Annotated in this window: 15 protein-coding genes; 12 read left to right on the top strand and 3 right to left on the bottom strand. The window is 41.9% G+C overall.

Translation table 11 applies throughout. From position 1 onward, the window contains the following. Positions 1-2 precede the first annotated feature (2 nt). Positions 3-1,082 (bottom strand): outer membrane protein assembly factor BamE, encoded by a 1,080-nt coding sequence (gene bamE, locus KFB94_08180; GenBank protein QVL45226.1) that lies wholly within the window; start codon positions 1,080-1,082, stop codon positions 3-5. Between the two features lie 107 nt (positions 1,083-1,189). Between bamE and fur the strand changes: the two genes are divergently transcribed. From fur to KFB94_08165, 3 genes are read left to right on the top strand one after another with little or no spacing between them, the layout of a single operon-like run. Then, a complete protein-coding gene (gene fur / locus KFB94_08175; protein QVL46635.1) occupies positions 1,190-1,618 on the top strand; it encodes a ferric iron uptake transcriptional regulator in 429 nt (142 codons plus the stop codon). Positions 1,619-1,631: 13 nt separating this feature from the next. Continuing rightward, complete coding sequence (locus KFB94_08170; GenBank protein ID QVL46634.1) at positions 1,632-3,236, top strand: M48 family metalloprotease; 1,605 nt, start codon at positions 1,632-1,634, stop codon at positions 3,234-3,236. A gap of 26 nt (positions 3,237-3,262) precedes the next feature. Beyond that, positions 3,263-3,733: a LapA family protein gene (locus KFB94_08165; protein QVL45225.1), complete on the top strand. Its 471-nt coding sequence runs from the start codon at positions 3,263-3,265 to the stop codon at positions 3,731-3,733. A gap of 3 nt (positions 3,734-3,736) precedes the next feature. Here KFB94_08165 and recN read toward each other — a convergent pair whose 3' ends face one another. Then, entirely contained in the window at positions 3,737-5,395 is a 1,659-nt protein-coding gene (gene recN / locus KFB94_08160; GenBank protein ID QVL45224.1) for a DNA repair protein RecN, read from the bottom strand. Between the two features lie 156 nt (positions 5,396-5,551). Then, complete coding sequence (locus KFB94_08155; GenBank protein ID QVL45223.1) at positions 5,552-6,421, bottom strand: NAD(+) kinase; 870 nt, start codon at positions 6,419-6,421, stop codon at positions 5,552-5,554. Between the two features lie 97 nt (positions 6,422-6,518). Between KFB94_08155 and hrcA the strand changes: the two genes are divergently transcribed. From hrcA to KFB94_08110, 9 genes are read left to right on the top strand one after another with little or no spacing between them, the layout of a single operon-like run. Then, a complete protein-coding gene (gene hrcA, locus KFB94_08150; protein ID QVL45222.1) occupies positions 6,519-7,532 on the top strand; it encodes a heat-inducible transcriptional repressor HrcA in 1,014 nt (337 codons plus the stop codon). A 28-nt stretch (positions 7,533-7,560) separates the two neighbouring features. Then, the gene (locus tag KFB94_08145; protein ID QVL45221.1) at positions 7,561-8,667 is read left to right on the top strand and encodes a ferrochelatase; all 1,107 of its coding nucleotides are present in this window, start codon (positions 7,561-7,563) and stop codon (positions 8,665-8,667) included. Positions 8,668-8,716: 49 nt separating this feature from the next. Further along, the gene (gene rfaD / locus KFB94_08140) at positions 8,717-9,706 is read left to right on the top strand and encodes an ADP-glyceromanno-heptose 6-epimerase (protein ID QVL45220.1); all 990 of its coding nucleotides are present in this window, start codon (positions 8,717-8,719) and stop codon (positions 9,704-9,706) included. Then, a complete protein-coding gene (locus KFB94_08135; GenBank protein QVL45219.1) occupies positions 9,706-10,272 on the top strand; it encodes a D-sedoheptulose 7-phosphate isomerase in 567 nt (188 codons plus the stop codon). The genes rfaD and KFB94_08135 overlap by 1 nt, the downstream gene beginning before the upstream one ends. A gap of 4 nt (positions 10,273-10,276) precedes the next feature. Further along, a complete protein-coding gene (gene rfaE1 / locus KFB94_08130) occupies positions 10,277-11,734 on the top strand; it encodes a D-glycero-beta-D-manno-heptose-7-phosphate kinase (GenBank protein QVL45218.1) in 1,458 nt (485 codons plus the stop codon). Positions 11,735-11,741: 7 nt separating this feature from the next. After that, positions 11,742-12,770, top strand: a complete 1,029-nt coding sequence (gene waaF, locus KFB94_08125) for a lipopolysaccharide heptosyltransferase II (protein ID QVL45217.1) — start codon at positions 11,742-11,744, stop codon at positions 12,768-12,770. Continuing rightward, positions 12,751-14,289: a hypothetical protein gene (locus KFB94_08120; GenBank protein ID QVL45216.1), complete on the top strand. Its 1,539-nt coding sequence runs from the start codon at positions 12,751-12,753 to the stop codon at positions 14,287-14,289. The genes waaF and KFB94_08120 overlap by 20 nt, the downstream gene beginning before the upstream one ends. A 7-nt stretch (positions 14,290-14,296) precedes the next feature. Further along, positions 14,297-15,229 carry a glycosyltransferase family 2 protein gene (locus KFB94_08115; GenBank protein QVL45215.1) on the top strand — a complete coding sequence of 311 codons (933 nt, stop codon included), beginning with the start codon at positions 14,297-14,299 and terminating at the stop codon, positions 15,227-15,229. A 17-nt stretch (positions 15,230-15,246) separates the two neighbouring features. Next, positions 15,247-16,023 carry an FkbM family methyltransferase gene (locus KFB94_08110; protein ID QVL45214.1) on the top strand — a complete coding sequence of 259 codons (777 nt, stop codon included), beginning with the start codon at positions 15,247-15,249 and terminating at the stop codon, positions 16,021-16,023. Positions 16,024-16,047: the final 24 nt, after the last annotated feature.

The following is a 16,047-nucleotide window of genomic DNA, read 5'->3' as shown; positions in this document are numbered from 1 at the left end:
GATTAAAAACCTATCATTTTCAATGTGCGCTCAAAAAAACCTGGTTCTTCTTCATTTCGCAACGAATCTTGTTGTTTCTGAGCGCGTTGTTGCATCTTCGCTTTTTCTGAATTAGCCTCATCACCCATTACAGGCGGCGTTGGAATTGCAGATTGCGTAGGGGTGACACGATACCTCGACCTTACCTCAGGTGGCGCAGGAACCATGACTCTATCCATTTTTAGTTTAGGTCTCACAATATTTGTGGATTCCACTAACACCGGTACTGCACGCTCCGCTTCAGCCGCCATATCAACTTCTTGCATTGCCGATTCATAGCGCTTCTCTACGGGCGTATCAATTGGTGCGTCTAGATTTGTGCTCGCTTGCAAAGGTGTCGATTCAACTGTTGGTACGCTAGCAACAGGCATCTCAATCACTTCTTGCTCTGCTTGAACGACGGAATCGGCTGTCGCTTCAACTCTCTCCGTCTCGGCTAATGAGGACAGTTCCGGGTTGACAGCTGCTTCAGCCGCTTCCATAGTTGGCATCACCTCAGCAGTTGACTCCACTTTAGTGGCCTCTGTCACTGGTGCTACCGTTGCGCTTTCTGTCAAAATCGCTTCTGAGGAAGTCACTGATTGTTCAGATTCTATTAATGGCGCTTCTATTGGTGTTGTCACCAACCCTACATTTTCATCTGTTTCGGTAATGGGCATAGCTGGCTTAGGCGCAGATTGCGCTTGCTGCACAAGTGCGTCAATATTCGTTCCTTGTGGCACAACATCACCGCGCACACGCGCCAATGCGTCTCCATCAAAATCTAAAATAACACGCCGTTGACTCACAATCTCACCTTGCTTGCGTAATTGATAGAAGTAATCCCATCGGTCAGTGTGAAAGCTATCAACTAATAATGGTGTACCAAGAATAAATTGCACTTGTGATTTAGTCATGCCGGGTCGCAATTTGAGCAACATCTCGGAAGTCACGACATTCCCTTGTTGTATCTCCAGCTTAAAAGGCTTAATTGTACGTTCACCGCCACAACCAACAACTGTTACCATCATCAACAATGTGAGAAATTTTAGATTATTGTTCATAGTTTTCATCGTTTTAAATGTTAAGGGAGACAGATGCCTGAATTGCCGTTAATATAACACGATGGCGAAAAGCCTAAAACTAAAAAGTTCGAGAAATGAGTAAAATTATGCATGATCAAAAAGATTTAAAAAATGCCGGGCTAAAAGCAACACTACCTAGGCTAAAAATACTAGAGCTCTTTGAAAAAAGTGATGAACGGCATTTGTCTGCAGAGGATGTTTACAAGGTGTTACTGAATGCTGGTGATGATGTTGGTTTAGCCACTGTATATCGAGTGCTCACACAATTTGAAGATGCTGGACTACTCGTACGGCATCATTTTGAAAGTGGCAAAGCTGTTTTCGAATTAAACGCAGGCGGCCATCACGATCATATCGTTTGTGTTAAATGTGGAAAAGTAGAAGAGTTTTACGATGAAGAAATTGAACGTAGACAGCGAGAAGCAGCAGAGTCGCGTGGATTTAAAATTCAAGAACACTCACTGATTATTTATGGCGTTTGTAATGGAAATTCTGAGAACTGCTCGAAAGAATAAACCAAATAGCGAGATGAAAACAATCCCCTTTAAAAGGGCATTCTTCATCAAAGCGCAGTGCCAACAATATGCTAGGCTCGCAATTATTTTTATTGCATCACTTGTGTTGGTGAGTTGTGGTACCAATCCTGTCACCAAAAAAACAGAGTTCCAGTTTGTTTCTCAACAAAAAGAAATTGCAATTGGCACGCAAAACTACTCACCAACACGTCAGTCACAGGGTGGGGATTACATACTTGACCCAGAACTAACCGCTTATGTACAAAACATTGGCAAACGATTAGCCGCCGTTTCTGATCGCCCAGATTTGCCTTATGAGTTCGTGGTGATTAATGACTCTGTTCCAAACGCTTGGGCGATGCCTGGTGGCAAGATTGCATTTAATCGTGGACTACTTTACGAACTGAATAGCGAGGCAGAGCTTGCTGCAGTGATGGGGCACGAAATTGTACATGCTGCTGCGCGCCATGGGGCAAAAAGTATGGAGCGCGGCATCTTTTTACAAGGCGCTATGATTGCCGTTGGTATTGGTGCGCAAAATTCGGACTATGCTAACCTTATCGTTGGTGGTTCTCAGCTTGGTGCGCAGTTAATTTCCAGTAAGTATGGTCGCGATGCCGAGAGCGAATCTGACTTTTATGGCATGCAGTACATGAAAAAAGCAGGTTATGATCCTAGTGCCGCAGTGCGCTTGCAAGAAACGTTTGTCCGGCTTAGCCAAGATAAAAAAAGTGACTTTATTAGCGGTCTGTTTGCGAGCCATCCGCCGTCTCCAAAACGCGTAGTGGATAATCAAGCGACACTTGCCACGATAGGTGCGGGTGGAGAAATTGGTCAAGAAACTTATGCAAAAAAAGTGGCGTATTTAAAAGCAACGCAACCAGCTTATAAAGCTTACGACGAGGCTTTGCTGGCACTAAAAAAAGGTGATCTATCAACAGCGAGCGCATTAGCCAAAAAGGCGATTGCTGGTGAGCCACGTGAAGCGCGTTTTCAGGAGCTATTAGGGGATATTGCACTCACGCAAAATCAATCTGAAACTGCTTTGGGCTTCTATGCCAAAGCGATTAATATGCAGCCAGATTACTTCAAACCACACATTCAAAGTGGCATCGCATTATTTAATATGGGCAAAAAAAAAGAAGCAGAGCCCTATTTAAAGCGAGCAAATGAATTATTACCAACAGCGCCAGGCCATGCGTTTCTTGGTCAAATTGCAGAAGAACGTGGGGATACCCGTCTTGCACTACAGCATTATCAAGTGGCAGCAAGCTCCAATTCCGATATTGGCAAAGAGGCGTCTTTTCGGGCAATGCGTCTTGATTTCCCTCGCAACCCCAATCAATATTTACAATCTGGCGTGCTTGCGGATAACCGCGGCCATTTAATTGCCATCGTGCAAAACAATACTACACTTCCAATTGAAAACGTTCAGGTGCGTGTTATTCGGTATGACGCGCAAACGGGACGCGCCTTATCGCGGAGCAATCCCTTGCAAATTAGGGGGATAATTGAAGCGGGCAGACGTGGGCAAGTGAGCACGGGTATACGCATCAGTGAGCCAGAAGAAACAAGACTGTATAAAGTAGCAATTGAAGCGGCTCGTTTGGTGCAATAAATGATTAATAAAAGATTGGGTGAAAGATGAAATTGCTAAACGCCGTATTATTTATTGTCATTGTTACATTGTTTGTGTTTGCCGCTCTCAATTGGGCCGCCATTATCAACCCCGTACCACTCTCACTTTTGTTTACCGACATACAAGCGCCGCTAGGTCTTATTTTATTATCGTTAACAGGCATACTCACATTACTTTTTATTAGTTTTGTGGTCTATATGCAATCTTCAACGCTCATCCTTAGAAAACGCCTTAATCGTGAGCTAGAAACCCAACGCCAATTAGCCGATCAGGCAGAAGCATCTCGCTTTACTGAATTACGCAATTATTTAGAAACCGAATTACAACTGCTCAATACACAAAACATGCAAAGCCAGCAACAGCTTGAGGCTCAACTAGCTGAAACAGAAACAGCCCTTAGGGCGGCAGTAGAAGAAACAGGCAGAACACTCACAGCTTATATAGGCGAGTTAGAAGACAGGCTAGAAAATAAATAGCGGCTATTGATTCAATAATCCTAACATTTCTTTGGCATGGTTACGCGTTGCATCCGTAATCTCCAAACCGCCAGACATTCTAGCAATCTCTTCAATGCGCTCTAGTTCATTTAAACATCGAATATGACTGAGCGTCTTTTCATCGGTTTGTGTTTTACTTACCTGTAAATGCTGTTTGGCTTGTGCGGCTACTTGGGCAAGATGAGTAATCACCAACACTTGACGACTTTCACCGAGTTGTTTGAGTAACTTACCAACAACCTCTGCAACACCACCGCCAATTCCAACGTCCACTTCATCAAATATCATACAGGGCACACTGCCTTGTGCGGCTGTTGTAACATGCAAAGCCAAGCTGATACGTGACAGCTCGCCGCCTGAGGCAACCTTATTCAGTGGCCGCGCTTCTACCCCCGCATGACCTGCAACTAAAAAAGTAACTTGCTCTAAACCATTTACTGACTGCTCGCAAGGCTCAAGTGCCACTTGAAACTGACCGCCACTGAGGGATAAACGTTGCATTTCTGTGCTAATTTTGGCGCTTAACGCTTGTGCCGCTTTTAGCCGTATCGTACTCAATTGACTAGCTGATTGCCTGTAATGCTCTAATGCGGTACTAACCCGTTTTGCTAAATCACCATCATCGGCAAATGCAGCCAGTTCGGCCATACGCGTTTGCCATGTCTCTAACAATTGCGGCAACTCATCAGGTCGAACACGATATTTTCGCGCAACGCCGTGCACTGCCTGAATACGACTTTCCACTTCCGATAATCGTTCAGGATCCATATCATCACGTTGTAAATAGCGATTTAAGCTACGCGTCGCTTCTTGCAGTTGAATAACCGCCGAATCAATGGTTTCTGATGCCTCTGACAACTGGTTATCCAAAGCGACTAATGACAATAATTTTTGCTGCACATGCACCAGCATCGATAGTGCATCGTGCTCACCTTCGCTCAGCAAATGCAAACTTTCCTGTGCGCCTGCTATTAATTCTGCGCTATTACTCAGGCGCGCGTGCTCTAGCTGTAACGCATCCCACGCTTGCGCATCAAAATCTAATTGCGTCAATTCACGTAACTTATCGCGCAACTCTGCCAACTCATCGGCGTAAGCGGAGGCATTTTTTTCAATTTCAGCTTGCTGCATATGCAACTGATGCCAAATTTTATATTGTTCACCCACTTGTTTGGCCAACGTTGTACTGTCAGCAAATGCATCTAATATTTGTCGCTGCGTATTGCCATTTAATAAAGAATGATGCGCATTCTGGCTATAAATATCAACCAAATACTCGCCAATCTCTTTGAGTTGCCCTACCGTTGCCACAGCACCATTTATAAAGCCTCGACTACGTCCATCGCTATAAATAACGCGGCGCAAAATCACATCATTGGTCGCTTCCATCTCATTATCACTCAACCATAATCGAGCCAGCTGATTATCTTGAATGTCGACAGTCACACTGATATCGGCTTTATCACATCCTTTGCGAACCACCTCGCCCTCATTGCGCGCCCCCAACGCCAACGACAACGCATCAATTAAGATAGACTTTCCTGCGCCTGTTTCGCCCGTCAGTGTTGTAAAGCCTTGGCTAAACTCTAAATCTAGCTGCTCCACAATTACAAAATTTTGAATGGATAATGCTTGTAACATAGGTTAATTATTTAGTCTTTATATCATCGTTTTTAATAGATCAATTTAGTGCTTTTTTGCTTTAGCATGGCGTCAATCACAAGACAGCGAACCAAAGACAGCATGCCTCGTGTGGCAAGCCGAACTAAAGGCGCAACACCATACTAAGGCCAAAAATCAACCCCAGTGAAGTTTGTTGCGCAGCATATCATAATAACAATACTCGCTAGGATGCAACAATGTCACACTTTCGTCGGCACGCTCCACCTTCACACGATCACCCAAGCTAAGCACTAACTGCGATTGTCCATCAAAGCTAATCTGTGCATCATCTACCTGCATGACCGTAATCTCAATCTTGGCGTTACTGTTCACCGCCAATGGGCGATTGCTTAATGTGTGCGGACAAATCGGTACCAATGCAATTGCGTCCAAGCCAGGGTGTAAAATAGGGCCACCAGCCGATAAGGAATAGGCCGTCGTGCCCGTTGGCGTGCTGACAATCAAACCATCTGCCCGCTGTTTGTGGATAAATTGATTATCAATGGTGACTTCTAGCTCAATGAGGCGCAAACCACTTTTTAATACAATGTCGTTAAAAGCGTGATTCTGTAGAATCGTTGCACCATCTCTTATTACACTAGCATTCAGCACCATGCGCGACTCGGTTTGGTACTCTCCCGCTAGAATAGCATCAATTGATTGCAACATTTCTTCAGCGCGCAAATCCGTTAAAAAACCAAAGTGGCCGCGATTGATTCCAACCAATGGTACTGCACTATTCTTCAAGGCACGTGCTGCGCTCAGCATGGTGCCATCTCCACCCATCACAATCACTAAATCAGCTTTTTGCCCAATTTCATCAAGCGCTATGGTTTTAAAATGATCAATTTGCGCATGCTCAGCAGTATTTACTTCAAATAAAACGGTCATGTTTTTGGCTTGTAAATGCTGTGCTAAATCAGCCAAATCTTTGCGCATTAGCTGAACAGCAGACTCACGCATAAATTTTCCAATAATCGCAACGGTGTTAAATTGTGTTTGCATGTCAGAATTTAATCACAGATACGCAATTACAACCAGTAGCAACTACGCACTAAATCAGGCAAAATGCCAACTTAAGAGTCATTAGAGAATAACCAAGTTGGACGAACGCGCACAAATATTATTAAAAACCTTAGTTGAACATTATGTCAGTGATGGTCAACCGATGGGCTCAAACGCGCTGTTGCAGCACTCTGGCTTAGCCTTAAGTCCAGCAACGATTCGTAACATCATGAGCGATTTAGAAGCACATGGCTTTGTTACTAGTCCGCATACCTCAGCTGGCCGCATTCCAACCCAACGGGGCTATCGTTTTTTTGTTGATACCTTGTTGAGCGTTAAACCATTAGAGCTGCATCAAGTCAAACAACTGGAAAGCACCTTACAATCAACAGACCAAAAAGAACTCATTAACAATGCCGCCGACATGCTTTCACAGTTAACACAGTTTGCCGGCATGATATTGATTCCAAAGCGTAAAACGTTGGTATTTAAACAGCTAGAGTTTATGCCTTTGTCTGACAAGCGTATTTTGGTGATTATTGTTGCAACCGATGGCAGTGTACAAAATCGTATTATTTTTAGCGATACGTCATACTCAACTTCCGATCTGACACAAGCCAGTAATTATTTTAATACACATTATGCAGGTCAAACATTTGAAGAAGCCCGCCACAAGTTACATAGTGATCTTAAAAAAATACAAGCGGATATTAGTCGATTAATGGCTGCCGCACTGGATAGCGATGAGAAAAAAGACACCAAAAACAGAGATGATGTGATTATTTCAGGTGAGCGCAATTTATTAAATGTAGACGAGTTAGCCACTAACGTCACCACCATACGCAAACTATTTGATGTATTTGAACGTCGTACTTCACTGATGCAATTATTAGACAACAGCCAAAAGGCAGAAGGTGTGCAAATATTTATCGGCGGCGAAAGTGGCTACAGCCCGCTAGATGAATGCAGCATGGTCACCTCACCTTACAAAGTAGACGGACAAGTTGTTGGCACATTAGGCGTCATTGGCCCAACCCGCATGGCGTATGAACGTGTGATTCCAATTGTCGATATTACTGCTAAACTGTTGTCTAATGCATTATCAAAATAACGCACTTTTTTATTAATGAAATCTATATATGTCCTTTTACAATACTGAACCAGAATACACACATGGCGACCAACTAAAAGTAGGCATTCTGCTTGCCAATTTAGGTACGCCAGATGCGCCAACAGCGAAAGCATTACGGCCTTATCTAAAACAATTCTTAATGGATAGACGGGTAGTTGAGATTCCACGCATAATTTGGTGGTTGATACTCAATTGTATTATCTTGGTCATTCGCCCAAAAAAATCAGCAGAAAAGTACGAGCAGGTTTGGATGCAAGAAGGCTCCCCGCTACTGGTACATGCAAAAAATCAGACACAATTATTGCGCGGTTATCTGGCCCAAAAAATTAACTCACCATTTGCTGTTGAGTTAGGCATGAGTTATGGCAACCCAAGCATGCAAAGTGCAATTGAGCGATTGAAAACACAACACTGCAATAAAATATTGGTATTTCCTTTATACCCGCAATACGCGGCCAGCAGTACTGCGGCTAGTTTAGATGCTGTTTGGCAAACTTTACTGAAAATGCGTAACGTACCTGCAATCAGAACAATTAAGCATTACCACGATCATCCTGCTTATATTCAGGCGCTTGCTGCAAGTGTGAATGCGTTTTGGCAAACCAATGGTAAGCCAGAAAAATTAGTGATGAGCTTCCATGGCGTTCCAAAATTTCACCTAATGAAAGGCGACCATTATCACTGTGAATGTCATAAAACAGGCCGATTGCTGGCAGAAGCATTGGGTTTAAACGACAGTCAATATCAAATTGCCTTTCAATCACGTTTTGGTAAGCAGGAATGGCTAAAGCCTTATTTAGCCAGCACCTTAGAAACGCTTGGTAAACAAAAAATCAAACGAATTGATGTCATTTGCCCCGGATTTAGCAGTGATTGTTTAGAAACGCTAGAAGAAATTGCAATGGAAGGTCGGGAGATTTTCCAAAGTAATGGCGGCGGTGCATATCATTACATTCCAGCATTAAATGAAAATGAAGCGTGGATACACGCGATGACAACAATTGCATTAGAAAATTTGCAAGGCTGGGTCTCATCTGAATGGGATGCAGATGCTGCAAAACAAATGGGAAGAGACACCGCAGCTCGCGCAAAAACTTTGGGAGCAAATCAATAAACGGTATAATCCCCCAATTGATGTATTTATTTACTATTGAGGGTCTTTTATGGTTGTGATTACTGGTGGCGCTGGCATGATAGGTTCAATCGTTGCTTGGCATCTCAACACACAGTGCAAACAAGAAGATCTGGTCATTGTTGATGACATCACACACGAATCACAATGGCAAAATCTAGTCCACCGCAAATACAATACTTACCTAGATAAAGAGCAGTTATTCGATTGGCTATATGACAATGAAGGGGTAACAGCCGTTATTCATATGGGCGCTATTAGCGCAACCACAGAGCGCGATTTTAACAAACTCGTTGAATCTAATATTCATTATTCACAAGATTTGTGGTCATGGTGCGCTGTCAATAAAATCCCTTTTTTCTATGCCAGCTCTGCAGCCACTTATGGTGATGGCAATCAAGGCTATGATGACGCTTCTATCGAAAAGTTACGCCCATTAAATGGTTACGGCTATTCCAAACACTTTTTTGACCAATGGGTGTTAAAGCAAGTCGCAGATAATAAACCTTGCCCACCAAGCTGGGCTGGCTTTAAATTCTTCAATGTCTATGGTCCGAATGAATATCACAAAGAGCGCATGGCGAGTGTTGCTTTTCACACGTTCAACCAGTTTAGCGAAACTGGTACCGTGAAGCTGTTTAAAGGTACAAAAGCAGGCGTTGAAGATGGTATGCAAATGCGCGATTTTGTCTATGTCAAAGATGCCGCAGCCGTACTGGCACACTTTTACACCACAGCTTTAAGCGGCAAACCAACCGCGAATGGCATATACAATATTGGCACTGGCGAAGCGCGCAGCTTTAAAGATTTAGCTACCAACGTCATGAAAAGTATGGGGCACGAACCAGATATCACTTACATTGATATGCCGCAAGATTTGCAAGGCAAGTATCAATACTATACCGAAGCAACGATGCAAAAGTTACGCAATGCGGGATACACCAAAGCTTTTTATAGCCTAGAAGAAGGCATTAAAGATTATGTGCAACACTATTTAATGCAAGAGGATCAATACTGCTAATGGATTATATTAATTACCTCAAAGGTGAACATGCTGCGCACACCGACATGTTTAGCGCGCTAGGGCCACTTTTTCCGCACATTAGCGATGTTGGCATTGCTATGCAAAACTGTATCAAATCGGGCGGTAAAATTTTACTAATGGGCAATGGTGGCAGCGCCGCAGATAGTCAACATATTGCTGCCGAGATTGTTGGGCGCTTTAAAAAAGAGCGTAAGGGACTGCCTGCCATTGCACTCACAACCGACACTTCCATCTTGACGTCAGTTGGCAATGATTATGGCTATGACTATATTTTTGCGCGCCAGGTAGAAGCATTGTGTCGGCCAGAAGACTTGGTGATTGGCATTACCACATCAGGCAATAGTGCCAATGTAGTCAATGCGATGCAAGCGGCCAAAACAATCGGCGCGTTTACTGTCGGTTTAACTGGCGGCACAGGCGGCAAATTAACTGCTATTTGCGACTATAATTTAATCATGCCCTCTAGTGTTACCGCACGTATTCAAGAAGCCCATATTTTTATCGGTCATTGCTTGTGTGAAATCTTAGAGTCAGACGTATAACATCATGCTCCAACATTTATTAAACACTGTTAAATCGTTTGGTAGCCAAGCCGGCCACGCCCTTGTGATTGGTGATGTGATGCTAGATCGCTACCTAATAGGCAATGTTGGTCGTATCTCACCTGAAGCGCCAGTGCCTATTGTGCTATTAAATGAGCAAAACGAACGTGCCGGCGGCGCCGCAAATGTGGCAGCCAACTTAGCTTTGCTGGGTATTAAAACACATATTATTGGTTGCGTCGGTCACGATACAGAAGGCGACACCCTGCAAAAGCGCATAGCAGCGATTAATGTCGATACCAGCGGTATCGTGCGTTCACAACATCGCCCCACTATCGCCAAAACACGCATCCTTAGCGGCCATCAACAGATGCTGCGGCTCGATCAAGAACTTACAACTGCTTTCAATAGCGAAGAGAACGAGCAACTCATCTCGAGTATTGACAGTGCGCTTGCACGTCAGCCTAGCATCGTCGTCTTATCTGACTATGCAAAAGGCTTGCTGAGCAATGTGATTTGTCAGCATATTATTACCTACTGCCGCGCACACAACATTCCCGTATTGGTTGATCCAAAAGGGCTTGACTATAGTAAATACAAAGGCGCAACCGCGCTAACACCAAATAAAAAAGAAACGGCAGAGGCTTGTGGAACACAAATAGAAGACGCCGCTTTAATTGATAAAGCCATAACACTAAAAAATTGTTTGGGTATTGATTTTTTAGCTGTTACTCGTGGTGAAGAAGGTATTACGCTCATTGAAAATGAAACTCACCAAATTGCTGCAACTGCACAACAAGTATTTGATGTTTCTGGTGCTGGCGACACCGTTATCGCCACACTAGCCGCTGGTTTATTTTATGCACTGTCACCGTTAGAAAGTTTACAACTTGCAAACTTAGCTGCTGGCATTGTTGTTGGCAAAGTAGGCACGGTGCCTATTACCCGCGAAGCCTTAGTTGAAGCACTTGCCCTGCAACAAAACAGCACGCAAGTCCATAAAGTATGTGATTTGACTCAACTGATTGAACGAGTGATTAATTGGAGAAAAGCCAAGCAAAAGATTGTATTTACCAACGGCTGCTTTGATTTACTGCATGCAGGACATGTGACTTATTTAGAGGCCGCTAAAAAAAGAGGTGATAAACTTATTTTAGGGCTCAATACCGACCGCTCTGTGAGTGCGATTAAAGGGCCAACAAGGCCAGTAGTGAGCGAAACTGATCGAGCGCGCGTCTTGGCAGCACTCGAATCTGTCGATGCGGTGATTTTATTTGACGAAGACACACCACTGAACTTAATCAATGCCATTAAGCCCGATGTCATTGCCAAAGGGAGTGATTACAGTGCCAATCAAGTGGTCGGTGGTAAAGAAGTTGAATCTTGGGGTGGAGAAATTGCGCTGATTGATTTAGTCGCAGGCCGCAGTACTACCAATATCATTGAAAAACTCAATAGCTAACCAGTCTATGTCACCTGAGAAAATATTAGTAATGGGCCCTTCATGGGTCGGCGACATGGTCATGGCGCATAGCTTATTTCAATTACTTAAACAAAAAAATCCATCCATACAAATCGACGTTGCGGCACCCGCTTGGACATTACCACTGCTAGAGCGTATGCCTGAAGTGTCAAATAAAATTGCTTTGCCGTTCAAACATGGCAAACTCAGTTTAATCGCGCGCATTCGGTTTGGATATCGCTTAAAACGTGAGCATTACACCCAATCTATTTCACTAGTTAACTCTCTAAAATCGGCTGTTTTACCTTTCGCGGCTGGCATCCCAAAACGCACTGGTTTTTTAGGCGAGATGCGTTATGGACTATTAAACGATATTCGGCCATTAGATAAAAAAACATTACCCAAAACAGTAGAACGATTTGTTGCGTTAGGTTTAGATAATGGACAAGTCTTGTGCTCAATTCCACAGCCAACATTACTAGCGAACAAAGCGAATGCTCTCAACGCGCTGTCAAACTTAGGCATCAACATTTCTGATCAAAAAATCCTAGGTCTTTGTCCTGGCGCTGAATACGGGGAAGCCAAACGTTGGCCAGCTGAACACTATGCAGAGGTGGCCAGCCACGCATTACAAAACAACTGGCAAGTCATCTTATTTGGCTCAGATAAAGACATACCTGTGACCAGTCAAATCAACCAACTTACGCAAAATAAATGTATAGATCTGGGTGGAAAAACCAAACTTGGCGACGCCATCGACATCATGTCGCTATGCCATACCGTCATCAGCAATGACTCTGGATTAATGCATGTCGCAGCCGCATTAGATAAAAAGCTGATTGCCATTTATGGCTCAAGCGACCCGCACCATACACCACCCATGCATCCAGATGCCGTAATAGAGTATTTAGCATTGGAATGTAGCCCTTGCTTTAAACGAGAATGTCCGCTTAGCCATTTAAACTGCCTGAAACAAATAACACCTGAAAAAATCATCAAAGATCTGAACCAAGAATATGCAGAAAATGTTAGATAAATTAGAAAAAGCCTCGCTTAATCAGTTACATTTTTGGATTATACTATTGGGGATGCTCATCTGCGTGCAAGTACAATACATTCAGCATGGTGCGATAAGTCCTGATTCTGTATTGTATTTAGAAGCTGCCAAATTATTCAGCATGGGTGACTGGCAGGCAGGTTTTGAAATTTTTAACTGGCCTTTTTATGCCCTATGCATTGCACTAGTCAACAAAATTAGTCAATTGGGTGTACATAGTTCAGCACAACTATTAAACATCATCTTTTTTGGCATTGCCAGTTACAGCTTTGTAGCAATCGTAAAGCTTGCTGGTGGCAAACAAAAGCAAGTCATTGCAGCGGCGCTTATTTGGCTAAGCGCACAATATATGATTGGCAGTGTGCTAGAAATGCTGATACGTGATGAAGGCTTTTGGGCGTTCTTTTTATTGAGCATCGTGTTTTTTATTCGGTTTTACCAAGAGTCTCAGTTTAAAGATGCCTTACTCTGGCAACTATCCATTATCGTAGCAACCTTATTTAGAATTGAAGGGATTCTGTATTTGCTGTTTTTACCACTCTCTCTACTATTCCAAACAGAATGCAATATCAAACAAAAATGGGGTAAATTATTAACTGCCAATGTCATCAATATTGGCTTAGCAATGATTATTTTGCTCATTTTTGCATTTAATGATGGTCTATCTACAAAAATTTTAGGTCGTCTAAACGAGGTATTCACAATCAATTTATGGCAACAATTGACAGCTAACTTAAATGAAAAATCAGTAATTATGTCAACTCAAGTATTAGGAAAGTATTTGGAAGAGTTTGCAACTATTGGTCTATTACTCACTTTATTGTTTGCCATATTTGCTAAAACAATTAGTACCACTGGTTTCATAGTTGTATGCTTAAGCGCGTTTGGGATTAAAAATAATCAGCGTTTATTCAATCACCAATCTTTCCAAGTATTAAGCGCCGTTGCCATCATTGCAACTATCAGTATGGGTTTGATTATTACAAAAGTATTTGTATTATCTGGCCGCTACGTACTCGCGTTTAGTTTTATCTTAATGGTATTTGCCGCGTTTTACTTTGCAGAACTCTTATTTCAGAAAACAAAAAACAACAAAATGCACTGGTTAGCGCTACTACTCGTACTATTTATGTTTGGTGGCGGTTTAAAAAATATTCTGCCTAAAAAACAAGGGCATAACTTTATGCAAGAAGCAGTGGCTTGGGTAATTGCAGATAATGTCAACAATAAACCCGTTTTTTATGACCAGGCTAGAATGCGCTACTATGCAGGCGCCGACTTTATCGGCACTTTCGAGAACTTATCTTATATACAAAGCATGATTGATAATAATAGCATTACTCATCATGACTATCTTTTAATTGAATCGTCCAAAAAAGATAATAAAGCAAAAGTTCTGATTGAAAGTCAGTTACCTGACTATCAATTGATTAAACAATTTAATGACGCAAAAGCCAAGAAGAGTGTACTCATCTACCTCAAACAGGAAATGCGATAGCAAGATAATGCCTAATATTCAAGCACCTGTAATTAGCATTATTATCCCAGCTTACAATTATGCGCACACACTAGAGCGGGCAATTATATCCGCTCATAAGCAGTTAGATGAGAACTGTGAGCTAATCATTATAAACGATGGTTCTACCGACAAAACGGCGGATTTACTAGCTAGTTTAACTTTAAAATATAACAATATACTCGTAATAAATAAACAAAATGGCGGCCTAGCCTCAACTAGAAATGAAGGTATTCGTCTTGCAAAAGGGGACTATTTAATTTTTCTGGATGCTGATGATGAACTACACACCGACGCTATATATAACATTCGATTGCATTTAAAACAAAATCCAGAAAGTCGATTTGTGATTGGTGGGCACGTTTCAATCAATCAAAATAGCAAGAAAAAGATGCACCTTCCCAACCAATTACCAGAATCATCTTATGATAAATTAAAGGCATACCTGATAGACAAAACCATCAGCATCTCAAATGGTGCCTGTGTCATGCATAATTCAATATTCACCAATTACGTCTACCCAGAACATTTTAGGAATTCAGAAGATTTAGCTATGTTTGCCTATACATTGGTTAACTTTAATTGTAGCACTTTAAGTTTTCCACTAGCTAACATCCACAAACATGATGATAGCTTAAGGCATAACGTTGAATATTCAGAAAGTGTTGGTTTACACCTTGTAGAAGAAGTGTTTAACATTAATCGCATACCAAAAGCGTTACAATCATTAAAAAAACCATTTTTAGTTCAAAGGCTCCTATCACTATCTAGGGTGAGTCATGAAAGTAATAGGCATTTGCAAAATAATATTTTCTTTGTCCAAGCATTTAAGCTTGATAAATCAATTATTTTAAGATGGCCTTATTTTAAAAAGTTTATAATTTCTTTCTACAAACACCATCAAACAAAAGCAATATACTAAATACTGAAACCGACAAAATGAATTTATTGAGCAAATCTTTTACACTTAAACTTAAAGCCTTTCAAAAAGCCATCTCAAGCAAAGTACAGACTCGTTATTGCAATAAAACAGGGTTTTTATTTCAGATGGTGGGAAATAGTAGGGTCTATCTGAGAAATCATACCGAATATCTAAGCGAGAAAAGTCTTCATAAACTTTGCACACGCTACTATTATCAACATTACATGCCAAAAGAAAATGATGTTGTTGTCTGTGTAGGGGCTGGCCTAGGCCATGAGGCTATCTGGTTGGCTAATAAAGCGAATGATATTCGCTATATTGGTATTGAAGTACAGCCTTATTTATACGAGCTTTTAAGTAACACTTTCAATCAAAAAGACACTTACACTGCTTGTAATCTGGCAATAAATGCTAATCATGAGAGTTTGTTTTTAAATAGCGCAATTAATTACACTGCAGTATCTACCAGTGAAAGAGGATACATTGAAGTACAAAGCATCGATTGGCCTACATTTTTATCCAAATACCAAATTCAGGAAGTTGACTTACTTCAAATTAATATAGAAGGTGGGGAAAAATTTTTGTTACCGATGATAGCTGACTATAGTAACATTAAAAGGATCATTATTTCAGCCCATGATTTTCGCGCAGACCGCGGTGATGGCGAGCAATTTAGAACCCGTGAGTTTGTAAAAGACTTTCTCACCAGAGCTGGATATAAAGTTAGTCATTGCGGAGCCAAACCAAGACAAATGGATTGGATGTTTGCAGAAAAATTAACTGATCTTCAATAGTTACATTCAACCTAAAATACATCA

It is taken from the genome of Methylophilaceae bacterium (assembly GCA_018398995.1).
Lineage (GTDB): Bacteria > Pseudomonadota > Gammaproteobacteria > Burkholderiales > Methylophilaceae.
The sequence above is the reverse complement of the archived record's forward strand: the minus strand, read 5'-3'. Positions and strand labels throughout refer to the sequence as shown.

Bases quoted from the DNA above. Each gene is read 5' to 3' on its own strand.
- KFB94_08165 (QVL45225.1), top strand. From the start codon at position 3,263: ATGAAATTGCTAAACGCCGTATTATTTATTGTCATTGTTACATTGTTT.
- KFB94_08170 (QVL46634.1), top strand. From the start codon at position 1,632: ATGAAAACAATCCCCTTTAAAAGGGCATTCTTCATCAAAGCGCAGTGC.
- KFB94_08115 (QVL45215.1), top strand. From the start codon at position 14,297: ATGCCTAATATTCAAGCACCTGTAATTAGCATTATTATCCCAGCTTAC.
- rfaE1 (QVL45218.1), top strand. From the start codon at position 10,277: ATGCTCCAACATTTATTAAACACTGTTAAATCGTTTGGTAGCCAAGCC.
- KFB94_08145 (QVL45221.1), top strand. From the start codon at position 7,561: ATGTCCTTTTACAATACTGAACCAGAATACACACATGGCGACCAACTA.
- rfaD (QVL45220.1), top strand. From the start codon at position 8,717: ATGGTTGTGATTACTGGTGGCGCTGGCATGATAGGTTCAATCGTTGCT.
- KFB94_08110 (QVL45214.1), top strand. From the start codon at position 15,247: ATGAATTTATTGAGCAAATCTTTTACACTTAAACTTAAAGCCTTTCAA.
- bamE (QVL45226.1), bottom strand. From the start codon at position 1,082: ATGAACAATAATCTAAAATTTCTCACATTGTTGATGATGGTAACAGTT.
- KFB94_08155 (QVL45223.1), bottom strand. From the start codon at position 6,421: ATGCAAACACAATTTAACACCGTTGCGATTATTGGAAAATTTATGCGT.
- waaF (QVL45217.1), top strand. From the start codon at position 11,742: ATGTCACCTGAGAAAATATTAGTAATGGGCCCTTCATGGGTCGGCGAC.
- KFB94_08135 (QVL45219.1), top strand. From the start codon at position 9,706: ATGGATTATATTAATTACCTCAAAGGTGAACATGCTGCGCACACCGAC.
- fur (QVL46635.1), top strand. From the start codon at position 1,190: ATGCATGATCAAAAAGATTTAAAAAATGCCGGGCTAAAAGCAACACTA.
- recN (QVL45224.1), bottom strand. From the start codon at position 5,395: ATGTTACAAGCATTATCCATTCAAAATTTTGTAATTGTGGAGCAGCTA.
- KFB94_08120 (QVL45216.1), top strand. From the start codon at position 12,751: ATGCAGAAAATGTTAGATAAATTAGAAAAAGCCTCGCTTAATCAGTTA.